Source organism: Thermodesulfobacterium commune DSM 2178, from assembly GCF_000734015.1.
Taxonomy (GTDB): domain Bacteria; phylum Desulfobacterota; class Thermodesulfobacteria; order Thermodesulfobacteriales; family Thermodesulfobacteriaceae; genus Thermodesulfobacterium; species Thermodesulfobacterium commune.
The window spans coordinates 677726-698151 of record NZ_CP008796.1 but is presented as its reverse complement, the minus strand read 5'-3'; the positions used below and the strand labels follow the sequence as shown (position 1 = coordinate 698151).

19 protein-coding genes are annotated in these 20426 nt (G+C 35.0%); 5 read left to right on the top strand and 14 right to left on the bottom strand.

The features are described 5' to 3' along the window. Positions 1-12 precede the first annotated feature (12 nt). Genes hemC through tyrS form a run of 3 tightly spaced genes read left to right on the top strand, consistent with a single transcriptional unit; the run spans position 13 to position 3701 of the window. Positions 13-927: a hydroxymethylbilane synthase gene (gene hemC / locus HL41_RS03530; protein WP_038060365.1), complete on the top strand. Its 915-nt coding sequence runs from the start codon at positions 13-15 to the stop codon at positions 925-927. A gap of 15 nt (positions 928-942) precedes the next feature. Continuing rightward, positions 943-2448, top strand: a complete 1506-nt coding sequence (gene cobA, locus HL41_RS03525; RefSeq protein WP_038060367.1) for a uroporphyrinogen-III C-methyltransferase — start codon at positions 943-945, stop codon at positions 2446-2448. Between the two features lie 44 nt (positions 2449-2492). Further along, a complete protein-coding gene (gene tyrS / locus HL41_RS03520; RefSeq protein ID WP_038060369.1) occupies positions 2493-3701 on the top strand; it encodes a tyrosine--tRNA ligase in 1209 nt (402 codons plus the stop codon). A gap of 82 nt (positions 3702-3783) precedes the next feature. Here the strand turns inward: tyrS and HL41_RS03515 are convergent, their stop codons facing one another. Next, on the bottom strand, positions 3784-3987 hold the full coding sequence (locus HL41_RS03515) for a hypothetical protein (protein WP_022855564.1): 204 nt from the start codon (positions 3985-3987) through the stop codon (positions 3784-3786). Between the two features lie 288 nt (positions 3988-4275). Between HL41_RS03515 and hflX the strand changes: the two genes are divergently transcribed. Next, positions 4276-6051 carry a GTPase HflX gene (gene hflX, locus HL41_RS03510; protein WP_038060372.1) on the top strand — a complete coding sequence of 592 codons (1776 nt, stop codon included), beginning with the start codon at positions 4276-4278 and terminating at the stop codon, positions 6049-6051. Here hflX and rsfS read toward each other — a convergent pair. The 13 genes from rsfS to clpB form a co-directional block, all read right to left on the bottom strand. Beyond that, positions 5948-6328 (bottom strand): ribosome silencing factor, encoded by a 381-nt coding sequence (gene rsfS / locus HL41_RS03505; RefSeq protein WP_022855562.1) that lies wholly within the window; start codon positions 6326-6328, stop codon positions 5948-5950. The two genes, hflX and rsfS, sit on opposite strands and share 104 nt — an antisense overlap. Positions 6329-6331: 3 nt before the next feature. Next, positions 6332-6535, bottom strand: a complete 204-nt coding sequence (locus HL41_RS03500; protein ID WP_038060373.1) for a DUF6485 family protein — start codon at positions 6533-6535, stop codon at positions 6332-6334. A gap of 18 nt (positions 6536-6553) precedes the next feature. Next, positions 6554-8398 (bottom strand): glutamine--fructose-6-phosphate transaminase (isomerizing), encoded by a 1845-nt coding sequence (gene glmS, locus HL41_RS03495; protein ID WP_038060374.1) that lies wholly within the window; start codon positions 8396-8398, stop codon positions 6554-6556. 1 nt (position 8399) lies between these two features. Continuing rightward, the gene (locus HL41_RS03490; protein ID WP_038060375.1) at positions 8400-8708 is read right to left on the bottom strand and encodes an HNH endonuclease; all 309 of its coding nucleotides are present in this window, start codon (positions 8706-8708) and stop codon (positions 8400-8402) included. After that, positions 8705-9385 (bottom strand): (d)CMP kinase, encoded by a 681-nt coding sequence (cmk, locus tag HL41_RS03485; RefSeq protein ID WP_038060376.1) that lies wholly within the window; start codon positions 9383-9385, stop codon positions 8705-8707. The genes HL41_RS03490 and cmk overlap by 4 nt, the downstream gene beginning before the upstream one ends. Then, entirely contained in the window at positions 9372-9800 is a 429-nt protein-coding gene (gene nusB / locus HL41_RS03480; protein ID WP_038060377.1) for a transcription antitermination factor NusB, read from the bottom strand. The genes cmk and nusB overlap by 14 nt, the downstream gene beginning before the upstream one ends. Positions 9801-9816: 16 nt before the next feature. Then, positions 9817-11040, bottom strand: a complete 1224-nt coding sequence (locus HL41_RS03475) for a type I glyceraldehyde-3-phosphate dehydrogenase (RefSeq protein WP_038060378.1) — start codon at positions 11038-11040, stop codon at positions 9817-9819. Between the two features lie 12 nt (positions 11041-11052). Continuing rightward, the gene (locus HL41_RS03470; RefSeq protein WP_051754475.1) at positions 11053-13383 is read right to left on the bottom strand and encodes a PEP/pyruvate-binding domain-containing protein; all 2331 of its coding nucleotides are present in this window, start codon (positions 13381-13383) and stop codon (positions 11053-11055) included. Further along, entirely contained in the window at positions 13265-15220 is a 1956-nt protein-coding gene (locus HL41_RS09400; protein WP_038549590.1) for a hypothetical protein, read from the bottom strand. The genes HL41_RS03470 and HL41_RS09400 overlap by 119 nt, the downstream gene beginning before the upstream one ends. A 3-nt stretch (positions 15221-15223) precedes the next feature. Next, positions 15224-15661, bottom strand: coding sequence for a ribosomal protein S18-alanine N-acetyltransferase (gene rimI / locus HL41_RS03460; protein WP_038060382.1), 438 nt, complete (start codon positions 15659-15661; stop codon positions 15224-15226). Beyond that, complete coding sequence (rapZ, locus tag HL41_RS03455) at positions 15654-16526, bottom strand: RNase adapter RapZ (protein ID WP_038060384.1); 873 nt, start codon at positions 16524-16526, stop codon at positions 15654-15656. The genes rimI and rapZ overlap by 8 nt, the downstream gene beginning before the upstream one ends. Positions 16527-16528: 2 nt before the next feature. Beyond that, positions 16529-17038: a ribosome hibernation-promoting factor, HPF/YfiA family gene (gene hpf / locus HL41_RS09000; protein WP_051754474.1), complete on the bottom strand. Its 510-nt coding sequence runs from the start codon at positions 17036-17038 to the stop codon at positions 16529-16531. Positions 17039-17184: 146 nt separating this feature from the next. Next, positions 17185-19776 (bottom strand): ATP-dependent chaperone ClpB, encoded by a 2592-nt coding sequence (clpB, locus tag HL41_RS03445; RefSeq protein WP_038060385.1) that lies wholly within the window; start codon positions 19774-19776, stop codon positions 17185-17187. Between the two features lie 190 nt (positions 19777-19966). On the opposite strand from clpB, the gene HL41_RS03440 reads away from it, so the two are divergent. Further along, the gene (locus HL41_RS03440) at positions 19967-20410 is read left to right on the top strand and encodes an Hsp20/alpha crystallin family protein (RefSeq protein WP_051754473.1); all 444 of its coding nucleotides are present in this window, start codon (positions 19967-19969) and stop codon (positions 20408-20410) included. The last annotated feature ends 16 nt before the right edge of the window (positions 20411-20426 follow it).

Here is a 20426-nt window from a genome sequence, read left to right as displayed (position 1 = left end):
ATCGGAGGGTTTGTGGAAATAAGGGTTGGCACCAGAGGAAGCAAGTTAGCTTTAGCTCAAACCGATTGGGTAATAGGTCGTCTTAAATTGTTTTTTCCACATATACACTTTGAAAAGGTAATCATCAAAACCACAGGAGATAAAATTGTAGACTCCCCTTTGAGTAAAATAGGAGGAAAGGGCCTTTTTGTTAAGGAGATAGAAGAGGCTCTTTTAAGAAAGGAGATAGATTTAGCAGTTCATAGCCTTAAAGATGTTCCTTCGGTGCTGGCTGATGGTTTAGAAATAGGTTGTATTCCTGAAAGGGAGTCTCCTTTTGATGTTTGGATTTCAGATCGGGATTTTTTAGACCTACCTTCTAAATCAAGGGTAGGAACAAGTAGTCTAAGAAGGATGTCGCAACTGAAAAAAATTAGAAAAGATTTAGAAATTTTACCTCTAAGAGGAAATGTGGATACCCGTTTAAGAAAATGGAAAGAAGGCCAGTTTGCAGGGATTGTACTTGCTGAGGCTGGTTTAAAAAGGTTAAACCTTTGCATAGAATATAGAAGATTTTCTATAGAAGAAATGGTTCCAGCTGTAGGTCAAGGAGCTTTAGCTGTAGAGATTAGAAAGGATGACTTAAAGATAAAAAATTTACTTTCCTGTCTCCACCATGAGCCTACAGAGATATGTATAAGGGCTGAGCGGGCCTTTTTAAGGACTTTGGAAGGTGGCTGTCAAGTTCCTCTTGGAGCCTATGCGTGGTTAAAAGGAAACGAAATTTTTATGGTGGGTTTTATAAGTGATTTAGAAGGAGAAAGATTCTATAAACAGGTTGAAAAGGGTGAGGTCGAAAATCCAGAAATTTTAGGGGAAAGGCTTGCAAAACGTCTTCTTTCCTTGGGAGGAGAAAAGATTTTATCTGAAATATATCAAAGTAGCTAATCGAGGAGATAAAACATGGCTCAAGGAAAGGTATATTTGGTAGGTGCTGGTCCAGGAGATCCCCAACTTCTTACTCTTAAAGGAAAAAGAATTTTAGAACAAGCAGAGGTAGTAATATATGACTATTTAGCTAACCCCAAACTTCTTTCTTTTTGTAAAGAAGGAGCTGAAAAGATCTATGTAGGTAAAAAAGGTGGAGAACACACATTACCACAGGAAGAAATCAATAAACTTTTGGTAAAAAAAGCTAAGGAAGGGAAAAAGGTCGTAAGGCTTAAAGGTGGAGATCCTTTTCTTTTTGGTAGAGGTGGTGAAGAGCTAGAGGAGCTTGTTAAGGAGGGGATTCCTTTTGAGGTAGTTCCTGGCGTTACCTCTGCGATTGCAGTTCCGGCTTATGCTGGGATTCCTGTTACCCATCGTGACTATACCTCTACCTTAGCCATCATCACCGGACATGAGGCAGAAGGAAAACCTGAAAGTAAAATCGATTTTAAAGCTTTAGCTAAACTTGGAACTTTAGTTTTTTTGATGGGGGTTAAAAATCTTAAATATATCGTCGAAAATTTGATAAAAGAAGGCAAAGACCCTAAAACTCCGGTAGCTTTAATACAATGGGGAACTCTTCCAAAGCAAAAAGTAGTTACTGGATGTCTAGAAAACATCGTAGCCGAGGTAGAAAAAGCAGGGATAAAGCCTCCGGCTATCATCGTGGTAGGAGAGGTGGTAAAACTAAGACCTGATTTTAACTGGTTTGAAAGGAAACCTCTGTTTGGTAAAAGGATAGCTATTACACGTACCAGAGAACAAGCAAGCAGACTTTCTTTTTTGCTTGAAGAACTTGGCGCAGACGTAGTAGAGTTACCTTTGATAAAAGTTGTGCCAATTTGTAATACAGCGTTTTTGGAAAGATTAAACCTTTATGATTGGCTGGTTTTCACCTCAGAAAATGGGGTTAGATTTTTTATAAAAACTCTGTTAGAAACCGAAAGGGATTTGAGGGTTTTAAAGGATTTAAAGATAGCTGTAATAGGAAAGGCAACGGCTGAAGCTTTAGAAGGTTGGGGGATTAAGGCTGACCTTATTCCTGAAAAAAACTTTACCCAAGAAGGGCTTTTAGAGGCTTTTTCGAAGATACCTATCGAAGGAAAGAAGGTGCTTATTGCTCGAGCTAAAGAAGCTAGAGATGTGTTACCTAGGGGTTTAGAAGAACTTGGAGCCATTGTAGAGGTAGTTCCGATCTATCAAACCGTCCTTCCAGAAGAGACAAAAATTGCGTTTAAAGAAGAGTTAAAACAAGGTATAGATATCATAACTTTTACCAGTTCTTCTACGGTTAAGAATTTTTTTAGGCTTCTGTCCGAGTTAGAAGAAGAAGTAGAGTTAAAAAATACGCTTTTTGCTTCCATTGGTCCGATTACCTCTCAAGAACTTATAAAGCATGGTGTTACTCCACAGATAGAGGCTAAAGAATATACCATACCAGGTCTGGTAGAGGCAATTTTAACTTATTTTTCAGATTAAAACTGTTAAAAAATTTAAAAAAGAGTTAAATGTAGGAGGGAATTATGAATGAAGAAATAAAAAGGGCATTAGAGCTTATTAAGAGGGGAACGGTTGATTTGATAGAAGAAGAGGAGTTAATAAAAAAACTTGAGAAGTCTTATAAAGAGGGACGTCCTCTTAGGATAAAAGCAGGATTTGACCCTACAGCTCCTGACCTTCACCTTGGGCATACGGTGCTTTTAAGAAAGATGAAACAATTCCAGGACCTTGGGCATGAAGTCTATTTTTTAATAGGTGATTTTACAGCTATGATAGGGGACCCAACAGGTAGGTCTGAAACTCGTCCTCCTCTTACTAAAGAACAGGTTTTAGAGAACGCTAAAACTTACAAAGAACAGGTTTTTAAGATTTTAGACCCAAAAAAAACGAAGATCGTGTTTAACAGTCAATGGTTGTCTAAGATGACTGCTGAAGACATGGTTAGGTTATGTGCTAAATATACCGTTGCAAGGATATTAGAAAGAGAGGATTTTAAAAAAAGGTTCGAAAGTGGACTTCCTATAAGTATCCATGAGCTTATTTATCCTCTTTTTCAGGCCTATGATTCAGTAGCCCTTGAGGCAGATGTAGAGTTAGGGGGTACCGACCAACTTTTTAACCTATTGATAGGAAGAGACATCCAAAGAGAATATGGCCAAGAACCTCAAGTTATCCTTACATTACCTATATTAGAGGGGCTTGACGGTGTCCAAAAGATGAGTAAAAGCCTTGGTAACTACGTAGGAATTATGGAGTCACCTTATGAAATGTTTGGAAAACTTATGTCTATACCAGATGAACTTATGTGGAAATACTATCTGCTCCTTACCGAATTTTCAGAAGAAGAGATTGATAACATGAAGGCTTCTGTAGAGAAAGGAGAGTTACATCCCAAGGAAGTAAAAAAGAGGTTGGCCAAGTATATAGTTACCCAGTTTCATTCAGAGGAGGCAGCCCTTAAGGCAGAAGAAGAGTTTGAAAGAGTGTTTAGTAAAAAAGAGCTACCTACCGAGGTGCCTACGGTGGTAATACCAGCAGGCAAGGTATGGGTACCAGGACTTTTAAAAGATCAAGGGTTAGTAAAGAGCAACTCTGAGGCCAGGCGTCTTATAGCTCAGAGGGCTATAGATTTGAATAAAGAAGTTTTAACTCAAGAGGAGCTAAATCTTTCAACAGGAGAGTATGTTTTTAGGATAGGGAAAAAGAAGTTTCTGAAAGTAATTGTAAATTAGACAAGTAAGTTTTTATTAATTTTGTGGATTTAAGTAGTAGAAAAAATTTTGCCCTGCTTTCAAGCAGGGTTAAATGAAGCTATCAGCCTTTTTTAAGACATTCGATGATAAAATCGCATTTAGCCTCTTTTTCGTCAGGTACTTGCCTAACCATTACTTTTTGCGTGTTGATAGACCGACAAAAAGGACAGGTTATGGTTTTTGACATAAAAGAAAGCTCACTATCAGGGAAAACCTTGTCAAAGGTACGTCTACATTTAAAACATTTTACTGTAACTACTATCATCTAATTTTTACTCAAACTTTTTATACGTTACTTTAAAAATATTTTAAACCAACTTTATGATAGTATCAAGATAAGAACAGAGATTTTATTAATTATAGAAATTTATATACTTAAAATCTATACTAAAAACCTTCTTGATTTCCAAAATGTAAAAAAAATTTAATAAAGGCTATAATGATTTTTGGTCAATTGAGATAGATAATTTTTTTTATTTTAATGCTATAGACTTTAAACACGCTAAATGTGTATTAAAATTTTAAACAAAATGGAGAAATATAAAGAGGAGGTATGGGATATAACGTATTCGGACATACCGTAGGTTTAAAGCCAAGTGAATTAAAAAATTTGGAAAGGTTCTATAGAAGGAGAGTCCCTCCTGCGTCTATTATTTCTCATGAATTAGCAAGAGAACTGGCTAAGGTTTCAGCAGACCTAAACCGTCAGGTAGGACTTCTTATTAATCGAAAGGGTGAGATAGATTATGTGGTAGTGGGTACATTTAATCGTATTGAACTCCCAGAATTAAGAGGATATCGTGATCACATCGCAAGGTTAAAGGGTTTGCGCTTTATTCATACCCATCTTTTAACCTCTAAAATTACCCATTCTGAGCTTGATCAAGATGATTTGATAGACCTAGCTCTTTTAAGACTCGATTTAGTAGGTGCTTTAGAAGTTCATCCGAACGGAGAACCAGGTAAAATTCATATAGCTCATATTATCCCTGATCCAGAGTTTTTTGCAGGAGGTTCTCTTTCAGACAAAGAAAACCAATTTTTTTATTTTTTAAGACCTTGTTATGTTTGGGAGTTAAAAGAAAATTTTTTAGAGCTTATAAAAAATTTAGAAGATGAGCTCGAACGGGTAAAACCACTTAAAGAGGTAGAGGAACAAAAGGATAGGGCTATTCTTATTTTTTTAAGAGAACCTAACGATCCTTATTTAGAAGAAAGGATATTTGAATTAAGAGAGTTAGCCCGTACTGCAGGAGTAACGGTAGTAGGAGAAATAGTTCAGAAAAAGCCAAGTCCAGACCCAAGGTATGTAATAGGTAAAGGAAAACTTCTTGAGGTGATGGTTCTTGCCTTGAGAAACCGTGCCAATCTTTTGATTTTCGACCGAGAGCTTACTCCCTCTCAAGTAAGAGCCATTACTGAAAGTACTGATTTAAGGGTTATAGACCGAACCCAACTTATTTTAGATATCTTTGCTCAACGAGCAAAGTCTAAAGAAGGAAAAATTCAGGTAGAGATAGCTCAGCTAAAATATACTCTTCCAAGACTTAGGGCTAAGGACGATGCTTTTTCCAGACTTACTGGAGGTATAGGAGGTAGAGGTCCGGGAGAGACTAAGTTAGAAATAGATAAAAGAAGGATAAAGGACCGTATTGCTAAGTTAGAAAGGGAGTTAGAAAAGATTTCTCAAGAAAGAGATATAAAAAGAAAACGCAGGAAAAAATTAGCTTTTAAGACCGTTGCGTTGATAGGTTATACCAATGCAGGTAAAACTACCTTGTTTAATACTTTGGCTAAGAGTCAATATCTGGCAGAAGATAAACTTTTTGCTACCCTTGATCCTGTAACCAAAGCTATAAGAACTCCAAACAATCAAGTATTTCTTATCACAGACACCGTAGGTTTTATAAGAAACCTACCAGAAGACCTAAAAAAAGCCTTTAGAGCCACCCTTGAAGAATTATACTCAGCAGATTTATTACTTCACATCGTAGACATAAGTAATCCGGATTTTGAAAGCCAAATAGAAACCGTAAATCAAATTTTAGAAGAGATGGAACTTTTACATTATCCTTTGTTGATGGTTTTTAACAAAATTGACCTTTTACCTCCTTCAGAGTTTCAACTAATAAAAGCACTTTCTCATAGATATAAAGCTATCCCTGTCTCAGCCAAAAGAGGAGATAACCTAGACCTACTTCTAACCAAAATAGAAGAAATACTGTTTAAAACTCCTCTTGAGTATCTAACAGATAAGGTTCTTGAGCCTGTTTCCTTGGAAGAGGAAAATCCATCCAAAGATCCTCTAACGCATAAACTTGACGTATAGGTTCATAGAAAAGATGGACTATAACAGAATCAAAGTCAAGAATTATCCATTGTCCCAGTTCAGCTCCTTCTATACCTAAAGGTTTGATACCTATTTTTTCTAATTCAAACAAAATATAGTCTGAAAGCCCCTGGGTATGTTTGGTTGAATGGGTACTACATATGATAAAATAGTCAGCATAGTCTACTTTATCCTTTACATCAATAAGCACTATGTTTTCTGCTTTTTTATCTTCAAGTAACTTTAAGATTATTTCTGCCAACACTTTGCTTTCCATGTCCTATACCTTCCCTTCAGAAACTAATTTAGCAAAAAGTTCAAAACTTCTATCATAGGTTTTTTCATACTCAGGGGGAAAAAAACAAGCTGGTAATTGTCTCATCTTTCTATGGTAATGCAAACATTCACAACAAATCCCTTTTTTAGGACAGGGATCATAAGAGCAATTACAATTTTTAAGGTTTTTATCCCTTTTACATTCCATAAGCCTACTCCTATCTTTTTACTCAACTGTTACGCTTTTGGCTAAATTTCTTGGTTTATCTACGTCACAACCTCTTAAAGTAGCTATTTCATAGGCTAAAAGTTGAAGAGGAACTACATAAAAAATAGGTAAAAATTCATAAAAAGTCAAGGGAACTTCTATGTATTCGTCAGAAATTTTTTGGAATTCTTTGGCCCCTTCGGTTACCAATGAGATAATAGGCCCTCTACGTGACCTTACCTCTTCAGCGTTAGACAAAGTTTTTTCGTAAACAATGCCTGTTTCTTTGGCTGCAAGGATTACAGTAGGTACCTTTTCTTCTATCAGGGCTATAGGTCCATGTTTCATCTCCCCTGCTGCATAACCCTCTGCATGGATGTAAGAAATTTCTTTAAGTTTTAAGGCACCTTCTAAGGCTATAGGATAAAGGATGTTTCTTCCTAAATAAAGTGCATTTTGTGCTTGATACCACTTTTGAGCCAAAGTTTTAACTTTAGAATGGACCTTTTCGATAAAAATTTTTAATTGGGAGGGTAGTTTTATTAAAGCCTCGATTTTTTGTTTTTTTTCATTTTCTCCAAATAATAGCTGTTTTAGATAAAAGGTAAAGAGGACAAAGGTTAAAACCTGAGTAGAAAAAGCCTTAGTAGAAGCCACACTTATTTCAGGCCCAGCTTTAGTATATAATACAACCTCAGTTTCTCTGGCTATGGTACTTCCTACCACATTACAGATAGAAAGGGTTTTAGCACCTTTCTCTTTAGCTAAACGTAAGCTGGCAAGGGTATCAGCTGTTTCTCCTGATTGGGAAATTCCTATAAAAAGGGTTTTTTCGTCTAAAATAGGGTTTCTATATCTAAATTCAGAGGCAATATCTACCTCTACAGGAAGGCCTAACTCCCTTTCTATGAGATATTTTGCTACCAATCCAGCATGATAAGAGGTACCACAAGCAACGATATAAAACCTTTGTATTCCTTCTAAAAATTTTTGGTCTAATCCTTCCTGAGAAAAATCAATCTGGTTTTTATCCAAATCAATCCTTCCTAACATCGTGTTTTTTATGGCTTCAGGTTGCTCATAGATTTCTTTTAGCATAAAGTGGTCAAAACCACCCTTTTCAGCTGAGGCTATATCCCAGGTCACATGATATGGGGCTCTTGCAACAGGATTGCCTGATAAATCATAGATTTCTACTTGATCTTTCCTAAGTATAGCTACTTCCCCATCGTTTAAAAACAAAACTTCTTTAGTAAAAGGTAAAAGAGCAGGGATGTCAGAGGCTACAAAATTTTCCTGTTTTCCTAAACCTATTACTACAGGACTTTGGTTTCTTCCAATCAAAATAAAATCAGGATTTTCTTTATGAATCAAGGCCACAGCATAGGCACCTTTTAGTTCTTTTAGAGCCTTAAAAAACGCCTCTTTAAGTGGTATTCCTTGGTTTAAGAAATCTTCTATTAAGTGCACGATCACTTCAGTATCAGTTGCTGAGTAAAACTTATGACCTTTAGCTATAAGTTTAGTCTTTAACTCATAATAATTTTCTATGATGCCGTTGTGCACCAAGGCTAAAGATTTATGACAGTCAAAATGAGGATGAGCGTTTTCGTCAGAAGGTTCTCCATGGGTAGCCCATCTGGTATGTCCTAACCCAGGGGCTTTAGCTTTCTTAGGGAAATCATTAAAGAGTTTTTCTTCTAAGTTTAAGATTTTTCCTTTAGTCTTAACTATTTTTATTTCTTCGTCTTCTAAAAACACTATCCCTGCTGAATCATAACCTCTGTATTCAAGCCTTCTTAAACCTTCTAACAAAACAGGAATGATCGGTCTATTTCCTATATACCCTATTATTCCGCACATATCATTCTCCGTCTACCTTTTTAGATTTGAGACTTTTTATGTACTCGTCCCATTCCCAAGGTAAAAGATACTTTTTTTTATTGTTACAATCCTTACAACAAGGAACTATATTGACTCTGTCCGAAGTTCCCCCTCTTGAAAGAGGAATTTTATGGTCCATCGTAAGATTTTTAGCGCCTACTCTTCTTCCGCAATAATAACATATACCTCTTTCTAACTGTCTTCTCCACCATCTTGTTTGTCTAAGTTTACGAGCTTTTTCCTTTTCTTTTTTTATAAACTCCTCTATACTCAAAAAATTTTTTTTCATATTTTTTCTAAGTAATTTAAAATTTTGGTTAATACCTCCTCAGGTGTTAAGTGAGAGGTGTCTAAAATTAAAGCTCCTTCAGGAACAGTTAAAGGCGCTACCTTTCTTGTGCTGTCAAGCTGGTCTCTTTTTTTTAAACTATCCATCACTTGGGTATAAGGTAGACTTTCTTTTTCGGTTTTCTCTTGAAATCTTCTTTCAGCCCTAATCCTTTCATCAGCTGTAAGAAAAACTTTAACCTCAGCATCTTTAAAAACCACACTTCCCATATCACGCCCTTCTGCTACTACTAAACGGTTGTCCACCAACTTTCTTAAAAAATCGTTGATAAATTCTCTTACTTCTGGTATAGAAGCTACTACAGAAACTCTTTCCTCTACTTGGATTTCTCTGAGTTCAGATTTTATTTCCCTTCCTTCGTAAAAAATTTGTGTTGCCTCAGCCGTAAGGTTTATCTTCACCGAAGAAAAAAGCTTGCTTAATGTTTCTATAAGGTTTAAGTTTTTTTGGATAAATTTTTCGTAAAGATTGTGTTTTAAAAGAAGGTAGGTAACCAACCTATAAAAAGCCCCTGATTCTAACAAACAATATCCAAGGGATTTAGCCAAAAGCTTAGCTATGGTGGTTTTCCCAGAGGCTGCAGGTCCGTCTATGGTTATTATCTTAGGTTTTTTCATTTTTATGCGCCTTTATTTCCTTTTTATAAATACTGTCTAAAACCCCGTTTATAAAACTTGGCGAATCATCGGTACCATAAATCTTAGCTATTTCTATCGCTTCATTGATAGAAACCACTTCAGGGATATCAGGTCTAAAAAACATTTCATATACCGCTATTCTCAATATATTTTTGTCTGTAACGTTTATCCTTTCTAAAGGCCAAGAAGGGGTATATTTTCTTATGATAGAATCTATAAACTCTAAGTTTTCATAGATACCTCTTACTAGTTCTTCTCCAAACTTTAAAGCTTCAGGACTGTTTATATTAAGAAACTTTTTATAAAGAGTGATAGCTTCATCTATAGACACATTAGAAAGTTCTTTCTGGTATAAAATCTGTAAGGCTATTTCTCTACCTTTTCTTCTAATCATAGTTGCCTAACCATACTTAAATCATTTTTTCAGCTATGTAAACTGTGAGTTCTCCTAACATGTTGGTGTAAGAACCGAGCTCGTTATCATACCAACCGTAAATCACCACTTGGGTAATGGGTATCTCTACATGAGTGCATGTCATGCTATTTCCTTCCGGAAGGGCTTTACAGATGTCTACCTTGGCAGTTGCAGTTCTGGTATGGGTTTCACTTCCTTCAATTATTGCGGCTGCTTTAGGATATCCTATGATGTCAGAAGAGACGTTTTGTTCTGTGGTGAAAATCAAAAAGTCTTTGTATTTAGTATTGGCTGCTTCTTTATAAATGTTGTTGATAAGTTCTCTATCTATGTGATTTTCTATGCTTTCATCTTGGATGTTAACCGTCAGGATGATCAAGCTTCCGGTGTTTAACGGAACTCTTACACTTTCTGCCATAAAACCTACTTTTTTCATTTCAGGTATGACTAAACTAAGAGCTTCTGCAGCCCCTGTAGTGGTAAGGATGATATTATTAAAGATACTTCTCATCCTTCTTAGATCTTTTGCCCCTTCCTTAGGTAAACGGTCAAGTACTACCTGAGAACTTGTAGCAGCATGAACTGTCACCATCGAGGCAGAAAGTATTCTATCTACCCCAAAATAGTCCAAAAGAGGTTTAATCATATAAGCTAAACAAGTAGTGGTGCAGGAAGCAGCTGAAATAAGGTTATGTTTGTTAGGTTGATAAACCTCTTCGTTTATTCCATAAACTATAGTGATTGCGTCTTCTGGAATACCTTTTTCTTTATCTTTAATTTTAAAAGGTGCTGAAAGAATTACTTTTTCGGCTCCTCCTAAAAAATGTCCCCTGATTGAACCTTTAGAATCCTCCGGGTCTGTATTTGGGTCTCTAAACTTTCCAGTACAATCAACCACCAGTTTTACCCCTTCTTCTCTCCAGTTTATGTTTTTCGGATTCCTACTAGTTCTCAAGACTTTTACCTTAATACCATCTATATACATCGTTCCTTCTTTTTCGTCCAAATTTTCAATCACTCTTTTACCTTTGTGCCCATAAAGATAAACAGGGAGCCATCCATAGGTGCTGTCTTTCTCTATGTAGCTTGCTATATCAGCGAAAGAAGTTCCCACTTCCCTACCTACGTTGACTACAATTTCGTCAAAATATTTTCTTGCTATGTGATGCCACAAAGTAAGTTTTCCAATTCTTCCTAATCCATTTATTCCTAATTTCATGGTACCCTCCTTTTATAGATTATATTTAGAGGCTTTGGTTAAAAGGTCAATCTTTCCTTTAAAAACTTGACCTGTTATCCCGTTTAACGTGATCCATTCTCCTAATCTAAGTTTGTGGCCATTAATTTTTGCTTCTTTCTTTATTTCATCTATGCTTAAATTCTCACAACCAACTACACAGATTTTACCTAATCTTGAGGCTACGATAGCAGCATGAGAGGTTTGCCCTCCTCTTGCCGTAAGGATTCCATCTACTTTATGAATTTCTTTAATGTTGTCCGGTACGGTATCATATCTTACTAACACCAAAGGATCTCCTGTATCCATGGTTATGATATCTTCCCAACCAAACACTATCCTTCCTGAGATTAAACCTCCTGTAACTCCTATTCCTTTCCCGATATACTCTAAATTTTTTAGCAATTCTTTAGAGAAGAAAGGAATATCCCTTTCTTCTCTAAGAATTATATCTCTTACTTGTAAAATATAAAGAGAATCTGGGTCATTTCCTTCAAAAGTAAACTCGATTTCTTGATGTCCCCATCCTTTTTCATAGACTAGATAATAGGCTAAATCAAGTAAAGCTTTATATACATCTGGAAAGGCTTCTTGTAAACAAGGTCCTTCTCGTTCTTCTATTTTCTTTTGTTCTATAGAAATTGGGTAGGCGTTGACCAAACCTGATACGATGTCTTCTCCTTGATTATAGGAGGTATAATCTCCCCAGAGAATAATTCTTGGAAACTTGCCTACAGGGGAGGTAGTAAGTGTTACCCCTGTACCTGTGTGATCTCCTATGTTTCCAAAAACCATCTGTTGGATGATTACAGCCGTTCCCCACTCATCAGAAAGCTGCATTATTTCTCTATAAGACTTAGCTTTTTCATTAAACCAAGAGGTTAAAATTAATTCAATCCCTTTAAAAAGCTGTTCCCAAGGATCATCGATGACTGGAATTCCCAATTCTTGAATACTTTTCCTGTAGAGCAGCGCAAGTTCTTGCATTTGTTCACCGCTAAACTCTCTTTTTTTCTTTACTTTGTATTTTCGTTTATGCTCTCGCATAAGATGGTTAAAAAAATCTCGAGGGACACCAAAGGCCATAGCCCAGCTTTGAATAAACCTGCGATAGGTATCCCAAGCAAACCAAGTATTCCCAGAAGCCCTTGCCAACCCCTCTACTGTCTCAAGATTTAAACCTACGTTCAGGATAGAATTCATCATCCCAGGCATAGAGAGGGCCGCTCCACTTCTTATACTTACTACCAGAGGATTTTCTTTACCTCCAAAAACTTTCTGAGAAATATCTTCTAACATCTTGATATTTTGTTCAATTTTTTCAGTATAATCAAGCCATAATTCAGGATATTTTTTTATAAGAGGGTAACATCTAAACACTTCTGTAGTTAAAATAAAACCTGGTGGGATTTTGTTTTTTATCTTTTGTTCTTGAGCTAATATCGTAAGAATGTATCCTTTGTTACCGAGGTAAATCAAATCTGTTACTAAATTATTAGGTTTATGTAGAGAAGAGAGAATTCTTCTTGGGTCGTAGCTCATTAATAAATTCAGGTCCTCTTTAGCTATCTTTTCTAAATAAGAAGAAAGGATATCGTAGATTTTTTTAAGAAAACGGTCTAGATGGGTTAGACTAAAAGCCTCTCCTATAAGGTCTTTTATTACCACCTCACTTATACAAAAATAACGTTGCTCTTTTTCTAAACCACACAAACATTTCTTGTACTTTTCTAAAATTTCGTCTTCATTTAGAGTTTGAAATACCAAAGGAAAGACCTTGAGGAAAGGGTTTACATAGTAAACTTTTACTATGTGTTGAACACCGTCTAATAATCCACGAAAAATATCTAAATATTGACTGTAGGTTAGGGGATAACTTTTCAAAGAATATTCGAGAAGATTTAACGAAGATTCAAATTTTTGAGAAAAAATTCCATCGATCTCTAAAGCCTTTTTAAAAAGCTTTAATATTTTCAGGATTTTAAAAAAAGAGGCTCTTGTGATAAACTGAAGGTCAAACTTTTCTATAAGCTTTTCAAATAAAAGATTGGCAAGATATTCCAGACGAAAGGTGAGTCCTAAGGCATCAAATTTTTTCTCTTTATACCTCCCATACATAGAAGGAATGTCAGCAGCTACGTGTCTTTTTTGAAGAATCTCTTCTATAGGAGGATAGGTTTGCTTAGACAAAATAATCTCTTTAAGCTCAGACATCCAGTCTAAGATCTTTTCTAAAATCACATATAAGTCCTGAGGTTCTTTTTGAAGAAGGTCCTTTAGTTCTGCTATAAATGGATATTCCTTTTCGTCGTATTGGATTAACAAAAGGTTTATGTCTTTTAAAACTCCAAAATACTTTTGACATTCTAAATGGTACAAAGAAACCGTAAGATAGAGTTTCTTTTTTATATATTTCTTCGAAATCTATGTCGTTAAGGATTTTTTTTAAAGAAGAAAGCTCTAAGTTTAAAAAGTCCTCAAAATTTTTTAAATTTGCTTTTTGAAAAACAGCCTGAAACAAACTTTGCATTTTGATATGAATTTCAATTTCTTCATTTTTTAACTTGTTATGAAGTACTTCAGGTAAATATTTGAGAATATGTCTATCTTCCAGGGTAAACCAGTATTTAAGAATATCTTTTATAAATTCAACTGCTAAGCTTGAGTTTTCGATGTGTATAAACTTTCTTAAAAAATGGATTAAAGAATCTTGTCTGTTAAAAAGTTCATCTAATTCTGTTGAGAGGTCTCTTATAAGACCTTCTGCTCCGATTTCGTTGTAATAAACAGGTAGTAGTTTACAAAACTGTTTGGTAAGGTTGTACACTGGTTTGATAGGAGCGTTAAGTAGCTGAGTAATCTCCTTTTGGAAAAGGTCTGTATCTTTGATAGAAATTCCATATAGTCTTAGGTTTAAGATCATAGCAGCCAAAAGACTGCTACACCATTCAGGATTGACCTTAAAAATCTCAAGCCAAGTTTTTATGTTAAGGAGATGGTGTGGGTTTTGGATAATCTTCCAATTTAAACCAATACCTTTGATCTGCGGAGGTTGAAATCCAAACTTTATGATTTCATTTATCAATACCTCTATAAGGTAAACCTCTTTTTTGTTTAAAATACAAATCCCTATGTTTTTAATACATTCAAGAGCAGTACGTGGGTAAAGGTTGAGCTTTTCTTTTAGGATATCAAAAAACTTTCTGATAAATTCGTCTAAGTTTTGGTAAGGTTTAGAGTTAATCATTAAGATTAAGTTACGGTTTACTTCTTTGATCAATTCTTCATGGATAAGTTTGAGAATAGGGGCCTTTATTAAATCAAAAAGAAAATTGATTTTTAGCTCGTCAGAAAAATTGTAATGGTTCAGTTGATTGATAGAAGAAATAAAATCTTTTAATTTTTTAAGTAAATCTAAATGATCGGGAAGAGATAAAAGATTAGACAAAGTCACAGGTTTTTCAATTAAAGAATTAATGAGACTTTCAAAATAGTTTGAGGTCAAAAAGTCTTCTTTAAGCCTTATACTTGAGGTGTTTTGAATAAGGTTAGCTTCACAGGTTTTAGCTAATTTTCCCCAAAAAGTATAGGTCGAAATATAAGTTTTTTTGAGAAGGTCTATGTAAACCAACTCAAGTTCCCGAGAAAAAGAAAGTTTGCTTAACTTTTGAACTAAACGTTTAAAAGAATAGTAATTTTCTAAAAAATTCAAAAAATATTCTTCTGGAAGGTTGGTTATGGCCTTTAAAATTTCTTTTAAAACAGGGATTAGCTCGTAAAAAGTTTCTTGGTCGATTAGGTCAGCTGTTTTATCAAGTATAGAAAAAATAGTCTCTGCGGTTTTGATGTTAGTTTCTTGGTCTTTTCCAAAAAACTTAAATAAAAGGTCAAAAATTAACCAGTAAGCCCTGTTTCTGTAGGGATGTTTAAGTAAAATCGAAAGGTTCTTTAAAAAGTAACTTCTAAGTTCTTCTAAAACAAGAAAATTATTTTTATAAGGATGGAAGGCCTCTTTTAAAAGTGTTTCTATTTGTTGCCTAAGAGCTGGAAACTTAGCATAAATTTCTGGGAAAACATTATACTTAGGGTCGTACTCTACGTTTTCTACAAAAGTGTAGGCTAAATTAGCTAATAAGGCTTTAGAAGTGAACTTTTCTATCATTGTTTAAAGGTCTTTTGTCATAACTAAAGCATCGCTATTTCGATAGTAATTTGGTCTAACGTATACTTTTTGAAACCCCATTTTTTGGTATAACTTAAGTGCAGGATGGTTGTCTATTTTTAGTTCTAAATGTACTTTTTTCACCCCTTGCTGTTTAAGATGATTTAAAAATTCCTTTAAAAAATAAGTTCCTAACCCTTTGTTTTGATGTTCTTTTTTTATCCCAATCCTTAATAGTTCTGCTTCGTCTAAGATTATCCTAAACACAAGATAGCCGAGTTTTTCCTTTTCTTTGGTTAAGACCCATATCTGAGAAAAAGAATTCTTAAACTCAGATAAAAGTCTTGTATAGTCCCACGACTCATCTTTAAACAATTCCTTTTCAGTAAGGGCTATAAACTCAAGGTCTTTTTCTTGGTCCAAAACTTCGATTTTAAACATCTTTTTTAATATCTCTATGAGACACTATAAACTCTACTTCAAACAAAGATTTCTTTAAATTTTCTACTAAAAATTCGATTAGAGCAACTGAACGATGTCTACCCCCAGTACATCCTATGGCTAAAGTAAGATATCGTTTGTTGCTTTTGGCATAAACAGGTATTAACCAATTTAAAAACTCAGTTAGAAAGTTTAAAAATGTTTTGGTTATATCGTAGTTTAGTAAATATTGTTTAATAAGAGGGTTCTCTCCGTTAAGAGGTTTTAATTCTGGGTTAAAATAAGGGTTAGGAAGGATTCTTGCATCAAAGACATAGTCTGCTTCAGGAGGTATTCCATATTTATATCCAAAAGAGATAAAATGTAAGACTAAATTTTTCAGGTCAGTTCTTGTCTGATATCTTGTAAAAATTTCATTTCTTAGTTGATGGACGTTGTAGTTAGAGGTGTCTATAAAGAGAGTAGCAAGTTCTCTGATGTCTGCTAAAAGTTCCTTTTCCCTCTCTATAACCTCTTCTAAACCAACTTCTTTTTCTCTTAAAAGAGGATGCAATCTTCTTGTGAGGTTAAACCTTGAAATGATAACGTCAGTTCTTGCATCAAGAAAGATGAGCTCCCAAAAATAACCTAGCTTGTGTATCTGAGGAAGTACGGTTTTAAACTCAGGCAAAAAGTATCTATCTCTTAGGTCCATTACTAAGGCTACCTTGTCTGTAGACAGGCTTTCCTTAACTTCCTTTAAAAAGGAAATTAAAAGTCGGGTAGGAAAGTTGTCTATAGCAAGGTAGCCTAAATCCTCAAAAGCCTTTAAAGCTGTGCTTTTCCCAGAACCTGAGGTGCCAGTTATGATGATTAAATTAGGCATCTTTAAGCAAATTCTGGTACAAGAACCACTGGTTTATCATCCTTTAAATAAAGAACACATATTTTATCATAATCAGTGTTGTAAAAAACAAAAAAATCTTCTTCATGGTTTTTCTTAAACCAATTTATAGCTTCTGCGGTAGAAAGATGGTTAATTTCAACTTTTTTGATTTCATAGTTAGAAACTGAGGCTTCTCCTGAGATTTCAACAGTCCTTCCTTTTCTAAACTCTTTTCTTTTTTCCTTTAATTTTTTCACCTGTTTTTCTAAAGTTTCATAAGCAAGGTCTATGGCTTCATAGATATCTGAAGTTTCTTCCTTTACCACCAATACCTCTCCATCTCCTTTAAGTACTATTTCTACGATTTCTCTAAATTTTTCTCTCTTAAAAACTATCTGTACGTTTACAGGTCCTTCAAAATATTTTTCAAACTTGCTAATCTTTTTTTCAGCATACTGTTTGATAGCCTCTGAAGGATCAAGACCTTTAAACGTAAAATTAAATTCCATCATTCGTAAACCCTCCTTAGATAAAATTTAAAAAATTTATCTTCCCTTTTATGATAAAGTTTACCAATTTTCATATAAAATTCAATCCCTACCCCTCATATCCTTAAAGTTGGAAAGATATAGAGGGGTAGGGGAAGTTACTTATATTATTAATGAACTGGTTGTTTGGTGAATACAAACTCTCCGAAATCGTTTACATCTACGATGATTTTATCCCCTTCTACGAAGGTCCCGTCAAGAATCTTTAAGGCTAAAGGATTTTCTATGTGACGCTGTATAGCTCTTTTGAGAGGTCTTGCTCCAAAGGTAGGATCGTATCCATAGGTAGCTATTAGTTCTTTTGCTTTTTCGGTGAGTTCCAAACCCATGTTCTTTTCAGCTAATCTTTCGTTTAGATACTTGATCTGTATGTCCACTATTTTTATGATATGTTCTCTTTGTAGGTTATTAAAGATGATGATTTCATCAATCCTGTTTAAAAATTCAGGTTTAAAAGTAGCCTTTAAAAGTTCGTGTATTTTAGATTCTATTTCTGTATGACTTATGGAAAGGTCTTGGAAGTAAAAGCTACCTACGTTTGAAGTCATGATGATGATGGTATTTCTGAAGTCTACTGTTCTACCTTTTCCATCTGTAAGTCTTCCGTCATCAAGTACCTGTAATAAGATATTAAACACATCAGGATGAGCTTTTTCTATTTCGTCAAAAAGTATTACTGAATAGGGCCTTCTTCTTACAGCTTCTGTAAGTTGTCCTCCTTCTTCATAGCCTACATATCCTGGAGGGGCACCTATCAACCTTGATACCGAATGCTTTTCCATATATTCGGTCATGTCGATCCTAATCATAGCATCTTCGGTATCAAACATAAACTCAGCCAAAGCTTTAGCAAGCTCAGTTTTTCCTACTCCTGTAGGACCTATAAACATAAAAGAACCGATAGGTCTATTGGGATCTTTTAGCCCAGCTCTGGCTCTTCTTAAAGCATCTGCGATGACCTTAATAGCATGGTCTTGTCCTACCACCCGTTCTTTTAGTTTTTCTTCTATCCTGAGCAGTTTTTCTCTTTCACTTTCTAAAAGCCTGCTTACAGGAATTCCCGTCCATTTAGAGATAATCTGAGCAATGTCTTCTGCGTCTACTTCTTCTTTTAAGAATTTATGTTCTTTTTGGATTTCAGCAAGTTTACGGTTTTCCTCTTCAAGTTCTTTTTGAAGCTGAGGTATGATACCATAGATAATTTCTGCTACCCGGTTTAGGTCTCCCTTTCTTTCTGCTTGTTGAGCCTCGACCTTTAATTGGTCTATTCTCTCTTTAAGCTTTCTAATTTTTTGAATTATTTCTTTTTCCTTAAGCCATTGTTCCTTTAACTGTTCTACCTTATTTCTAAGGTCTTGAAGTTGTTCTAAAATCTTAGTAAGTCTTTCTTTGGCCTTTGGGTCGGTTTCTTTTTCTAAAGCCACTTTTTCTATTTCTAACTGTTTGATTTTTCTTTCTATCTCATCTATTTCTGTAGGCATAGAATCTATTTCAATCCTAAGTTTAGCTGCCGCTTCATCTATAAGGTCTATAGCTTTATCAGGTAAAAATCTATCTGTGATATACCTGTGAGAAAGCATTACCGCTGCTACGATAGCGTTATCTGTAATCTTTACTCCGTGGTGCACTTCATATTTTTCTTTTAGACCCCTTAAAATAGCGATAGCCTCTTCTGGAGAGGGTTCATCTACATATACAGGTTGGAAACGCCTTTCTAAGGCAGGATCTTTTTCTATGTACTTCCGGTATTCATCTATGGTAGTAGCACCTATACATCTTAATTCGCCTCTTGCCAAGGCTGGTTTTAACATGTTAGCAGCATCCATAGCTCCTTCGGCTGCACCAGCTCCAACCAAGGTATGTATCTCATCTATAAAAAGGATGATTTCTCCTTCACTTGCTTGCACCTCTCTTAAAACCGCCTTTAGTCTTTCCTCAAATTCTCCTCTAAACTTAGTTCCTGCTATCAAAGAGCCCAAATCAAGTTGTATAATTCTTTTGTTTTTTAAAATCTCAGGAACATCTCCAGCTACTATCCTCTGAGCTAATCCTTCTACTATGGCTGTTTTACCTACACCTGGCTCTCCGACCAACACCGGGTTATTTTTGGTTCTTCTACTTAAAATATGCATAACCCTTCTTATTTCTTCGTCTCTTCCTATCACAGGGTCAAGTTTTCCAGCTTTGGCAAGAGCAGTAAGGTCTCTACCAAATTTTTCTAAAGATTGATATTTTTCTTCTGGATTTTGGTCAGTAATCCTTTGTCCTTTTCTTATTTTGTTGATAACCTCTTTTGTGTTGCTAAAGGTAACCCCACGTTTTCTTAAAATTTCTCCTGCTTTAGTCGGACTATCTATGATAGCTAAAAATAGATGTTCTGTTGAAACATACTCATCTCTCATTTCTCGGGCTAATCCCTCGGCTTTATCTAAAATTTGCTTAAGATTTAAAGAAAGATATAGCTGGTAAGCTCCTTGGGTAAGTTTGGGAAATTTATCTAAAATTTCCTCAAGCTCAGAAGCAATGATTTTGGAGTTTACCCCGAGCCTGTCCAGGATGGTAGGAATAATTCCACCTTCTTGGGTGACCAAAGCTAATAAAAGGTGCTCTGGTTCTAACTGAGGATTGTTTTTAGACTCGGCTAACTTTTGGGCTTCTTGTAAAGCCTCTTGAGCTTTAAAAGTGTATCTGTCAAGCTTCATCGTTTAACCTCCACTTTTTAAATATTACTATTTGTTTAAAAATTAAATACAAAGTTTACACTTTCAATAGTCAAAACTTTTAAAAATTTTTGTAAAATTTTGGTAAATTGGTACTTGAAACTTTGCAAGTGTATACTTATTTTTAGAATTAGAAATTCCAAAAATAAAATATAAAAAGGAGGTGATAAATATGGCAGATTTAATTCTTTGGCGTCCATTACAGGAATTAAAAAAAGAAATGGATCGTATTTGGCAAGAATTTTTTGGTAAAGAATTGTTAACAGAAAGATGGGAAGGTATAAGTTGGGCACCTGCTGTAGATGTTTCGGAAACAGATGATAAAGTTATCGTAAAAGTTGATGTACCAGGTGTAAATCCTGAGGATATGGAAATTAGCTTGATGGAGAATGTTTTGGTTATTAAAGGAGAAAAGAAAAGAGAAGAGGAGGAGAAAAAAGAAAACTTCTATAGGATTGAAAGATTTTATGGAAGTTTTATGAGGTCTATACCTATTCCTTGTGAGGTTGAAGAAGATAAGATAGAAGCTACCTATAAAGATGGGGTTTTGAAGATAATTTTACCTAAAAAGCCTGAAGAAAAGAAAAAAGTTATCAAGATTAACGTAGAGAAATAATTCTTTAGAAGAGAAA